This window comes from Streptomyces sp. NPDC096324 (genome assembly GCF_044763015.1).
Lineage (GTDB): Bacteria > Actinomycetota > Actinomycetes > Streptomycetales > Streptomycetaceae > Streptomyces.
Map to the genome: position 1 here is coordinate 296,007 of NZ_JBIWFK010000011.1, position 10,785 is coordinate 306,791.

At 70.2% G+C, this 10,785-nt stretch carries 11 protein-coding genes and 1 pseudogene; 5 read left to right on the forward strand and 7 right to left on the reverse strand.

Annotated features, from left to right (window positions below):
• Positions 1–33: 33 nt before the first annotated feature.
• Positions 34–264 carry a DUF397 domain-containing protein gene (locus ACIQ7M_RS29710; protein ID WP_355767705.1) on the reverse strand — a complete coding sequence of 77 codons (231 nt, stop codon included), beginning with the start codon at positions 262–264 and terminating at the stop codon, positions 34–36.
• A gap of 291 nt (positions 265–555) precedes the next feature.
• Here ACIQ7M_RS29710 and ACIQ7M_RS29715 point away from each other — a divergent pair, with 291 nt between their 5' ends.
• Complete coding sequence (locus ACIQ7M_RS29715) at positions 556–1,029, forward strand: hypothetical protein (RefSeq protein WP_355767708.1); 474 nt, start codon at positions 556–558, stop codon at positions 1,027–1,029.
• A gap of 21 nt (positions 1,030–1,050) precedes the next feature.
• Here the strand turns inward: ACIQ7M_RS29715 and ACIQ7M_RS29720 are convergent, their stop codons facing one another.
• The 5 genes and pseudogenes from ACIQ7M_RS29720 to zapE all read right to left on the reverse strand — a co-directional run bounded on the left by ACIQ7M_RS29720 (position 1,051) and on the right by zapE (position 5,833).
• Positions 1,051–1,803 (reverse strand): peptidyl-tRNA hydrolase, encoded by a 753-nt coding sequence (locus ACIQ7M_RS29720; RefSeq protein ID WP_403650162.1) that lies wholly within the window; start codon positions 1,801–1,803, stop codon positions 1,051–1,053.
• An 88-nt stretch (positions 1,804–1,891) separates the two neighbouring features.
• Positions 1,892–2,098 carry a hypothetical protein gene (locus tag ACIQ7M_RS29725; RefSeq protein WP_355767713.1) on the reverse strand — a complete coding sequence of 69 codons (207 nt, stop codon included), beginning with the start codon at positions 2,096–2,098 and terminating at the stop codon, positions 1,892–1,894.
• Between the two features lie 26 nt (positions 2,099–2,124).
• Positions 2,125–3,396: pseudogene (gene thrS, locus ACIQ7M_RS29730) on the reverse strand (threonine--tRNA ligase); the annotation flags it as partial.
• A gap of 121 nt (positions 3,397–3,517) precedes the next feature.
• Entirely contained in the window at positions 3,518–4,549 is a 1,032-nt protein-coding gene (locus ACIQ7M_RS29735; protein WP_403650166.1) for a slipin family protein, read from the reverse strand.
• A 135-nt stretch (positions 4,550–4,684) separates the two neighbouring features.
• Positions 4,685–5,833: a cell division protein ZapE gene (gene zapE / locus ACIQ7M_RS29740; RefSeq protein WP_386980505.1), complete on the reverse strand. Its 1,149-nt coding sequence runs from the start codon at positions 5,831–5,833 to the stop codon at positions 4,685–4,687.
• Between zapE and ACIQ7M_RS29745 the strand changes: the two genes are divergently transcribed.
• The 4 genes from ACIQ7M_RS29745 (at position 5,832) to msrB (ending at position 9,212) form a co-directional block, all read left to right on the forward strand.
• Positions 5,832–6,644, forward strand: coding sequence for a pyrimidine reductase family protein (locus ACIQ7M_RS29745; RefSeq protein ID WP_403650169.1), 813 nt, complete (start codon positions 5,832–5,834; stop codon positions 6,642–6,644). The two genes, zapE and ACIQ7M_RS29745, sit on opposite strands and share 2 nt — an antisense overlap.
• Positions 6,645–6,757: 113 nt before the next feature.
• A complete protein-coding gene (locus ACIQ7M_RS29750) occupies positions 6,758–7,231 on the forward strand; it encodes an indole-3-glycerol phosphate synthase (protein ID WP_355767724.1) in 474 nt (157 codons plus the stop codon).
• A gap of 139 nt (positions 7,232–7,370) precedes the next feature.
• Positions 7,371–8,759 carry a UDP-N-acetylmuramate--L-alanine ligase gene (murC, locus tag ACIQ7M_RS29755; protein ID WP_355768325.1) on the forward strand — a complete coding sequence of 463 codons (1,389 nt, stop codon included), beginning with the start codon at positions 7,371–7,373 and terminating at the stop codon, positions 8,757–8,759.
• Between the two features lie 45 nt (positions 8,760–8,804).
• Positions 8,805–9,212, forward strand: coding sequence for a peptide-methionine (R)-S-oxide reductase MsrB (msrB, locus tag ACIQ7M_RS29760; RefSeq protein ID WP_403650173.1), 408 nt, complete (start codon positions 8,805–8,807; stop codon positions 9,210–9,212).
• A gap of 458 nt (positions 9,213–9,670) precedes the next feature.
• Here msrB and ACIQ7M_RS29765 read toward each other — a convergent pair whose 3' ends face one another.
• Positions 9,671–10,540, reverse strand: a complete 870-nt coding sequence (locus ACIQ7M_RS29765) for a TetR/AcrR family transcriptional regulator (protein WP_403650176.1) — start codon at positions 10,538–10,540, stop codon at positions 9,671–9,673.
• Between the last annotated feature and the right edge of the window lie 245 nt (positions 10,541–10,785).

The window sequence follows — 10,785 nt, forward strand, 5'->3', positions numbered from 1 at the left end:
TTTCAACGGAGTTCGGCGCTCAGGGGGTCGGGTTCAGAGCAGGTGGTCGAACTCCCCGTCCTTCGCGCCGGCGAGGAACGCGGCCACTTCCGCCGGGGTGTAGACGAGGGCCGGGCCGTCGGGGTCACGGGAGTTGCGGACCGCTATCCGTCCGTCGCCCAGCGCGGCCACTTCGACGCAGTTGCCCTCGGCATTGCTGTGCCTGCTCTTGATCCAGGAGGCACCCAGCGAGCTGGCCCGCACTCCGTTCGGCACTGATGGCACCAACGCACTCTCCTTGCTGACGTTCCACCAGGTGCGCGACCGGACCGGCCGCCCGGTGGCGGGCTCCGGCCCGGGCCTCACGTGGCCCACGCGTCTCTCCGACTTCATGCAATTTCTCGTGCAATTGCACGAAGACGCTGTCAGCGTGGATAATAGCCGTGGCGTCAACCTCGTTGCCAGAGGCCAGTACTGACGTCGGCTCAGCCGCTCCACGGGGAGCGTGATCGTCGGGACGGGCCCTCGGCCCACCCGCGCACCTGGCACTGTCCGACGCCTTCGGAGGGAGCGGAAATGGCCACACCACTCAGGAACCTGGAACGCGTGTCGTGGGACGAGATCAAGGACTCCAAGGGGTCGGCGGAAGCCATCCCCTTCCTGCTCAACACCGTCGCCTGGGGTGACGCGGCAACCGCCAGAGCGGCACTCCAGGACCTGAGGGAACGAATCTGCCAGTTCGGATTCGTCGTGGAGCAGGCGACCGCCGCCACCGTCCCCTTCCTCTGGGAACTCGCCGAACTCCCTCAGGTCACCTGCCGTGTGCAGATAATCCAGCTGCTGAGAGACATCGCGGATGCCCGGCAGTGGGAACGCACCGCCGCCGCGTACCCCAAACTCCTCAACCGCCGGGAGAACTGGGTGGGCTGGGAACGCGAGGCCCGCCAGGCCGTCCGCGCCCACCGCGGCACCCTCCAGCACCTGCTCGCCGAGCCGGACACCGAGATCGTCCGCGTCACCGCCGAACTCGCCACCACCCTGGCCGAGTAGGGCCCCGCCGTCGGTCCGCCCTCAGTCCGAGGGATCCGCGGCGCGTTGCGGCAGGGCGCCCACGCGGTCGTGTCCCTCGACGGCGACCGTCAGCCCGGGAGCGATCTCCGTGAACCCCGCGTCACGGACCAACGGCACCTCGGAGACGCTGAGTTCGCCCCAGTGGGCCGGATCGGCGGTCCGTACCGAGAGGGCGAAGCCCGACTCGCGCCAGGCGGTCCGCTCCTTCTCCGACAGCTCCCACCAGGCCAGTTGGGCACCATGGCCCGTCTGCGCCATCGTCTTGCCCGCCGACATGTCGAGCTCCGGGTTGAGCCACAGGACGGGCGCCGCCGGATCGGCCGGTGCCGGCGGCTCCGGATCGTCGAGATCCGTACCGGACACCTGGAGTCGTGCCAGGTCCTTGGGCCAGCCGTCCAGCGGCACCGGCGGGAACACCCGCACCTCCGCGGACCGTCCGGTCACGGTGATGCCGGGCAGCGTCTCGGCCCGCCGCCACTCGGCTCCCCGCGCCCGCCGTACGACCTTGCGGATCCGGGCGTCCTGCCAGTCCCGCATCGCCTGCGCCCAGACGCCGTCCCCGAGTGAACGCTCGTCGCTCAGCATGGTCAGCACGGCCCGGGCGGAGGTCTCCAGCGCGTCGGTGCGCGCCGGGGGCGCGTCCTTCTCGATGCGCACCACCAGCGGCAGCACGAACTGCCGCGCGGTGTCGCGCGCCGTGGGCTCGTCGCGGAACGGGCTGTCGTCGGCGGGGTTCGGGTCGTCGCTGCTCACGCCCCCAGTCTGCCAGGCGGATAATCCGTTCCGGACGGACGGTCCGGTTCCGGAGCCGCCCGTCCCACGGACCGTGCGCCCGGACCGGTCAGCCCGAACACGCGGTGCGCTGTGCCTCCTGCCAGTCGCAGACGGGACACAGCGTGATGCCCTTGTGCGACTCCGGATACTCGGTCGGTTCACGGCACAGCACGCACTCCGCGTACGGCGGTCCGTCCTGCCCCGCCGTGTCGAGGGCGCCGCGGGGCTCCCCGGCCGGGCCGTCCGCGCCGGTCGCGCAGTAGTCGTCGCTCATGCCGCCAGCTTAGGAGGAGGCTGCCTTCACCCGGTGCCGCGCGACCCGATCCGCCGGCCGATCTCGTGCAGGACCTCGTCGGCCGCCCGGGGATCGAGACGGCTTCCGTCGCGCAGGCGCAGGGCGATCAGGCCGGCGGCAGCCTCCCGGGGACCGATCACCGCCTGGTACGGGACCAGCCGGGCGGCACGCACCCGGGCGCCCAGGCTGCCCTCGTCCGGGGCGGCGAGCTCGGCGCGCAGACCCTGGTCGCGGCAGCGGCGTACGAGCCGAAGCGCCTGCTCGGCCTCGGCCTCGGACACGGGCAGGACCACCACCTGGGTGGGGGCGAGCCAGGCGGGAAAGGCGCCGCCGTGCACCTCGATGAGGTGGGCGACGGCCCGTTCCAGACTGCCGATCACACTGCGGTGCACCATGACCGGCCGGTGTTTCGCGCCGTCGGCGCCGATGTAGCGCAGATCGAAGCGCTCGGGCTGGTGGAAGTCGACCTGCACGGTGGAGAGGGTGGACTCACGGCCCGCCGGGTCGGCGATCTGGACGTCGATCTTGGGCCCGTAGAACGCGGCCTCGCCCTCGACGGCCTCGTACGCCACGCCCGACCCGTCGAGGACCTCGCGCAGCAGCGCGGCCGATCTGCGCCACAGCTCCGGATCGGCGACGTACTTCCCTCCCGGGCCCGGCAGTGAGAGCCGGTAGCGGGACGCCTCGATGCCCATGGCGTCGTACGCGGCGCGGATCAGCCCGAGGGCCGATGAGGCCTCCTCGGCGACCTGGTCCGGGGTGCAGAAGATGTGCGCGTCGTTGAGCTGGATGGCGCGCACGCGGGTCAGGCCGCCCAGCACGCCCGACAGCTCGGAGCGATACATGCCACCCAACTCGGCCATACGAAAGGGCAGTTCGCGGTAGCTGTGCGGGCGGGACCGGTAGATCAGCGCGTGGTGGGGACACAGGCTCGGCCGCAACAGCATCTGCTCTCCGCCGAGTTCCATCGGCGGGAACATGTCGTCGCCGTAGTGCGACCAGTGCCCCGAGATCTCGTACAGCTCCCTCTTGCCCAGCACCGGCGAGTACACGTGCCGATAGCCGGCCCGCCGCTCGGCGTCGCGGACGTACTCCTCCAGGGCGTACCGCACGGCGGCGCCGTCCGGCAGCCAGTACGGAAGTCCGGCGCCCATGAGGGGGTCGGTGTCGAACAGGCCGAGTTCGCGGCCGAGTCGGCGGTGGTCGTTCATGGTGGTCTCCTCGCTGGTGGAGGGCGAGCGACCACACGGCGAAGCCCCGGGGCACTCGCCCCGGGGCTTCGACTCACGTCAGCGGTCAGCGCGCCGGGACACTCTCCGGCGTCGTCGTGTTCATCGCGGCACGCTTCATGGCACGCACGCTAGCAGTGGCCTCCCCGGCGGGCACGGGATTTTCCGGTCACCCGGACTCCTCGGGACGCCCGGAGGACTCCGGATCGTCTCCCGGCTCCCTCGGCGCCCCGACGTCACCCAACAGGCCGAACGCGTCCGGGATCCCGAGTCCGTCCGTGTCCGCGAACGCCTCCGGCAGGCCGAGCGCCTCCACCACTCCGTTGATCCGGTCGGCCACGACGGGCGGCTCGACGGGATCGACCGCCGGCTGCCCCTTGAGCGAGGGCGGTACCTCCGGGGCCGACGGCCGCCGGGTGTCCGTCACCACGGGCGGCTGTCCGGACTGGGCCCGTTCCAGGAAGCGCAGCAGTTCGACCGGGAAGGGCAGGACGAGGGTGGAGTTCTTCTCGGCGGCGACGGCCACCACCGTCTGCAGCAGGCGCAGTTGGAGCGCGGCGGGCTGTTCCGACATCACCTCGGCGGCCTGGGCCAGTTTCTTGGAGGCCTGGAGTTCCGCGTCCGCGTTGATGATCCGGGCCCTGCGCTCGCGGTCCGCCTCGGCCTGGCGGGCCATGGACCGCTTCATCGTCTCGGGCAGCGACACGTCCTTGATCTCGACCCGGTCGATCTGCACGCCCCAGCCGATCGCCGGGCTGTCGATCATCAACTCCAGCCCCTGGTTGAGCTTTTCGCGGTTGGAGAGCAGGTCGTCGAGATCGCTCTTGCCGATGATCGACCGGAGCGAGGTCTGCGCCATCTGGGAGACCGCGAAGCGGTAGTCCTCGACCTGGATGATGGCGTTCGCCGCGTCGACCACCCGGAAGTAGACGACCGCGTCGACGCGGACCGTCACGTTGTCCCGGGTGATGCCCTCCTGGGCAGGGATGGGCAGGGTCACGATCTGCATGTTGACCTTGCGCAGCCGGTCCACGAAGGGCACGACCATCGTGAAGCCGGGGGAGCGGACCTCTCCGGCCAGCCGCCCGAGACGGAAGACGACCCCGCGTTCGTACTGTTTGACGACGCGGGCGCCTGCGGCGACGTAGATGACCGAGGCGGAACAGGCCGCCGTGATCGCCACGATGAGTTCCTGGACCATGACGACCCCCTTCCGAGCCGCCCGACAAGTCTGGCCATTCCACTCTACGTCGCGGGCGCGCGCTTGTTACCGGTCGGTGGGGAGGGGTTCCCGAGGCCCGTGGCGCGTCGCGGTACCCGGCGTACCGGGCGTCCTCTAGGCCTCCCGGCCCTCCACGAGACCCTTCGCGTCGCGGGCCAGCGCGGTCAGCCGGGAGATCGCTCGGAAGTACTTCTTGCGGTAGCCGCCGTTCAGCATCTCCTCGCTGAACAGCCGGTCGAAGGGCATTCCGGAGGCGAGGACCGGCACCTCGCGGTCGTACAGCCGGTCGGCGAGCACGACGAGCCGCAGCGCCGTCGACTGGTCCGGGACGGGCTGGACGTCGGTGAGGCAGACCGCCTCGACCCCGTCGGTCAGGGCGCCGTACCGGCTGGGGTGGACACGGGCGAGATGGCCGAGCAGATGCGGGAAGTCGTCCAGGGACGCGCCGTCGGTGGCGTACGCGGCCTTGGTGACCTGCTCGTCGGAGAACGGGGCGGGCGCCTCGGGCAGTCCGCGGTGGCGGTAGTCCTCGCCGTCGATGCGCAGCGGGCGGAAGCGCGCGGACAGGCCCTGGATCTCCCGCAGGAAGTCGGCGGACGCGAACCGGCCCTCGCCGAGCTTGCCCGGAAGGGTGTTCGAGGTGGCGGCGAGCGCCACGCCCGCGTCGACCAGCTTGCCGAGCAGCGAGGAGACGAGGACGGTGTCGCCCGGGTCGTCGAGTTCGAACTCGTCGATGCACAGGAGACGGTGCCCGGAGAGGGTCTGCACGGTTTTCTGGAAGCCGAGCGCGCCGACCAGGTTCGTCAGCTCCACGAAGGTGCCGAACGCCTTGAGCGAGGGCTCCGCCGGGGTCGCGTGCCACAGGGAGGCGAGGAGGTGGGTCTTGCCGACGCCGTAACCGCCGTCCAGGTAGACGCCCCGGGGGCCGGCCGGTGTCTTCGGGGCCCCCTTGCCGAAGCCGAACAGCCGCCGCTTGGGCGCACCCACGGCGTGCGCCCCGCCGAGACCCGCGGCGAACGACTCGAGGATCCCCACGGCCTCGGTCTGGCTGGGCTGGTTCGGGTCCGGGATGTACGTGGCGAAGCGGACCGAGTCGAAGCGCGGCGGCGGCACCATCTCGGCGACGAGCCGGTCGGCGGGGACGTGCGGCTCGCGGGCGCACAGGGACAGCGGGGCCGCTTCGGCTATCGGGTCGACGGCGGAGGCGGTGGAGGTGGACGACACGGTTAACCACTCTATGCGCCGTGCCACACTGCAACCCATGCGACGCCTGTTCCCTGTGACCTACGAAACAGCAGCCCAGCCCTCCGGCGAGGCCTCCGGGACGGATGGGGCGGAGCGCGAGTGGGGGTTCGGGGAACTGGCCGAGGCGTACGCGTACCCCGACGTCCGTCTGCCCTGGCTCCGGGCCAACATGGTGTCCACACTCGACGGCGCCGCCCAGCACGACGGGCGCTCGCAGCCCATCTCGAACGCCACCGACATGAGGATCTTCGGTGTCCTCAGGGGGCTCGCGGACGTCGTGGTCGTCGGCGCCGAGACGGTCCGGCAGGAGGGCTACCGGCCGGCACGCGCGCGTGAGGCCTTCGCCGCCCTGCGGGAGGCCGCCGGGCAGGGCCCCGCGCCCGCGATCGCGGTGGTCACGGCGAGCCTCGGCCTGGACTTCTCGCTGCCCCTGTTCACCTCGCCCCTGGTGCCCACGCTGGTGCTGACCGGTGCCGCGGCGGCGCCCGAGCGGATCGCCGAGGCCGAGCGGGCGGGCGCGCGGGTGGTCGTGGCCGGGGACGGCATGGGGGTCGATCCCGCCCGTGCCGTACGCGCCCTGGGCGAGCTCGGGCACACCAGGCTGCTGACCGAGGGCGGGCCCAGGCTGCTGGGTCAGTTCGTCGCGGCCGGTGTCCTGGACGAGATGTGCCTGACGCTGTCCCCGATGCTCGCCGCAGGGGACGCCCAGCGGATCGCGGGAGGGCCCTCGGTGCCGGTTCCCCAGCACTTCGAACTGGCGTCGCTGCTGGAAGAGGCCGGGTTCCTGTACAGCCGGTACCGCCGATCCGGCCGACAGTCGGAACAGTAGATTCCGTTTCTCTTCGGACGGGCACACTAATTCGCGCAGTACCCGTGCTGTCACGGGGCAGGATGGTTTCCGCAGGGGGCCGGGACGGCCCACGGACGAGAAGGGCGCCTGGCGTGTTCACGAGCGTATTGATGATCGAGAAGGCCCTGACGTCCGCCGACGTGGAGTTCGTCACCACCTTGCACGGTGACGAGGCGGTCGCCTTCCACGTGCTGCTCCAGCCCCGGGGCGACCAGGCGGACCGGCTGCTGCGGGCCATCGACGACGTCGCGATGGGCGAGATCGACGAGGCGACCCACGAGGGCAGGACGCCGGAGGGCGACGCGGCCGTAGGGCAGGGCGAGCGGGCGCTGGAGGTGTCGCTCATCGCGCTGCGCGCGTCCGGCGGCACGGCCGAGGGCAAGCTCATCGAGGACCACCCCCTCGACGCGCTCAAGCGCCTGGTCGACGAGGTGAAGGCCGACGAGGTCATCGTGCTGACCGACCCCCACTACGTGGAGGAGTTCTTCCACCGGGACTGGGCCTCCCGCGCCCGCCACAAGGTGGGCGTGCCGGTCCTGAAGCTGTTCTCGCACAGCAAGGCGTGAACGGCGCGCCCCGACGGGCGCCCGGGGCGCCCGTCGGTGTCCCCTGTGAGGCGCTGTCCGCCGCACCCAATAGGCTGGGGCCGCGTTCCCTCAGGGCGAGCGCGCCCACCTTCGTACCGGATCTTGGGGAGAAACACGCATGGCACCCGGCCTTCCTACCGCGATGGACCGACCGCACTTCATCGGCATCGGCGGCGCCGGGATGTCGGGCATCGCGAAGATCCTCGCGCAGCGCGGAGCCGTGGTGGCGGGCAGTGACGCGAAGGAGTCCGCCACCGCCGAGGCGCTGCGCGCGCTGGGCGCCACGGTCCACATCGGGCACGCGGCCGACCACCTCGCCCCCGACGCCACCTGCGTCGTGGTCTCCTCCGCGATCCGCGCGGACAACCCGGAGCTCGCCCGCGCGGCCGAGCTCGGCATCCCGGTCGTCCACCGCTCGGACGCCCTCGCCCGTCTGATGGACGGCCTGCGCCCGATCGCGGTCGCCGGCACCCACGGCAAGACGACCACCACCTCGATGCTGGCCGTGTCCCTGTCCTCGCTCGGCCTCGCCCCCTCGTACGCCATCGGCGGCGACCTCGACGCCCCCGGTTCGAACGCCCTGCACGGCGACGGCGACATCTTCGTCGCCGAGGCGGACGAGTCGGACCGCAGCTTCCACAAGTACGCGCCCGAGGTCGCGATCATCCTCAACGTCGAACTCGACCACCACGCCAACTACGCGTCCATGGACGAGATCTACGCGTCCTTCGAGACGTTCGTGGACCGCGTCACCGAGGGCGGCACGCTGGTGATCTCGGCGGACCACGAGGGCGCCCGTGAGCTGACCCGCCGTGTCACGGGCCGAGACGTGCGCGTGGTGACGTACGGCGACTCCGCCGACGCGGACGTCCGGGTGCTCTCCGTCGTCCCGCACGGACTGAAGAGCGAGGTGACGGTCCTGCTGGACGGCGCCGAGCTGACCTTCACGGTCTCCGTCCCCGGCCGCCACTACGCCCACAACGCGGTGGCCGCGCTCGCCGCGGGCGTCGCCCTGGGCGTCCCGGCCGCCGAGCTGGCGCCCGCGCTCGCCTCGTACACCGGCGTGAAGCGCCGCCTCCAGCTCAAGGGCGAGGCGGCCGGCGTCCAGGTCATCGACTCCTACGCGCACCACCCGACCGAGATGACCGCCGACCTGGAGGCCATGCGGGCCGGCACCTCGGGCCGCATCCTCGTGGTCTTCCAGCCGCACCTGTTCTCCCGCACCCAGGAGCTGGGCAAGGAGATGGGCGAGGCCCTGTCGCTGGCGGACGCCTCGGTCGTCCTGGACATCTACCCGGCCCGCGAGGACCCGATCCCCGGTGTCACCAGCGAGCTGATCATCCAGGCCGCGCACACCGCCGGCGCGGAGGTGACGCCGGTCCACGACAAGGCCGAGGTCCCGTCCGTCGTCGCGGGAATGACGAAGCCCGGTGATCTCGTTCTCACCATGGGCGCGGGTGACGTGACGGATCTCGGACCGGAGATCCTCGCCCGCCTGGCCGAGTGACCGTGGCCCCCAGTGGGCCTCCTTGAGCGTGAGGGGTTGAGCTTCATGTCGTACGACATCGAAAAGCCGGACGAGCAGTGGCGCGCGGAGCTGACCCCGTCCGAGTACACGGTGCTGCGCAAGGCGGGCACCGAGCCCGCCTTCACCGGTGAGTACACCGACACCAAGACGAAGGGCGTCTACTCCTGTCGCGCCTGTGGCGCCGAACTCTTCACCTCCACGGAGAAGTTCGAGTCGCACTGCGGCTGGCCGAGCTTCTTTGATGCACGCAACTCGGATGCGGTGGAACTTGTGTCCGACCGTTCACACGGGATGGTGCGGACCGAGGTTCGGTGCGCGCGGTGCGGGTCGCATCTTGGACATGTGTTTGAGGGCGAGGGGTATCCGACGCCGACAGATCAGCGGTACTGCATCAACTCGATCTCGTTGCGGTTGACGCCGGACGAGGAGTGAACTGCGAGCGGTGAGCTTGAGTATCCGCTTGGCAGCCTGTTTGGCTACGGGCGGAAAAGTTCCCGGCGTATAGCCCGACTCGTCTGCTTTTATGGCCCTGACCTGGGGCTTTACCCGGGTCAGGGCCATTTTTTGTTGGGGGGAGGTTCCCGCTTCTACCTGCGGGCTCCCGGGAGTTCCTGCGTGATTGTGCAACGGTTGTGAAATGGGGGAGCGGCTGGCGGGGTGTGACTTGGCTCGGCAGACGGGGTGCTGAGCGAGTGCTGTGCAGGTTCGAACCCCTGGCGGGGTGGCCAACGGATGGGAACGGGGGCGACCAGCGGTTTTGCGGTGGGCGGGTCACCGTGGCGGCGATGTACGACTCCCCGTAGGGGGCTTGGCCGCAGGTTCGAGTCCCCGGCAGGGGACACGGGAACGGGAAGAGCCGGTCAGCGGGGGTGAGCTCGTGATCGCCGAAACTATCCGGCTTGAGCGATAGATCGGGGCCGCAGGTTCGAGTCCTGGGGCGGGTCACCCGCTGTTCCGGGAATCTCGTCTCCTCGCGGCCTCTCCGCCACCGCAGGCTGGTCACGGCCGAGCTCCACATATCGACGCTTTGGACTCGGCAGGACCCCCAGCTTGGGCAGCAGATCAGCCATCATGTCCTCAAACGTGGCCTCGTAGCCGTCGTCGAAGGCGAAGGCGAGATGGTGATTGACGGCCATGGAGATCAGGCCATAGATCTGGCGCCAGCAGTACATCATTGCCCTGATGGCGCCCAGCGGAAGTCCCGGACTGACCGCCTGCTGATAGACGACAAGCTGGTTCCGCAGGTCTTCCGGCACCCTCTCGTCGACTTCGCCGTCAAGCAGCCTCCGCCGGACGAGTTCGGCAAATAGCTTGGCGAACAATCCGCCGAGTTCGCGAGAGATCGCCTCCGGGATCTCTTCCCCCGACTCGGTGGCCTCGGGGAAACCAGCCCCCATCAGCAGGCTGAACTCGCCAGGATGCGCCACGGACCAGACCAGGACCGCATGCGTCGCGGCGTGCAGCTTGGCGCTGAGGTCGTCGGGGTCCTGGTAGTCCACAGCCGCCTGAACGGTGCTGATGAGTTCCGCGGTGATGTCTCCGTACAGCGCGCGGACCAGACCGCGCTTGCCGTCAAAGTACCGGTAGAGAGCAGCTGGCGTTACGCCCACCTTGCCAGCCACCGCCGTTACCGTCAGACCGCTCAAGCCTCCTGCGGCGATGATCTCTCGAGCCGCGTCTCGGCTGTCCTGCATGAGTTGCTCCCGCAGCCGGGCGCGCCGGGCGCCGCCGCGGGCCTTCTGACGCGTGCCGGTGGCCACAGTGCAACCTCCTCCGGTCCGGATCTCGTCCTGCCGACCACCCTACTCAGTGATCTCCAGGCGCAAGTTTCACGTAGCGCTTGTGGCCTCGCCGGACACAGGAGTAAAACATTTTCACAATGTGACGCTGGCTCACCATGCGCTTGACTAAGACGTCATTTCATTTGGTGATGCGGCGGTGGCATATGAGGGTTGCCGCGATGGCGGTGAAGGCGAGGAAGTGCTCGGGCTTACGCTCGTAGCGG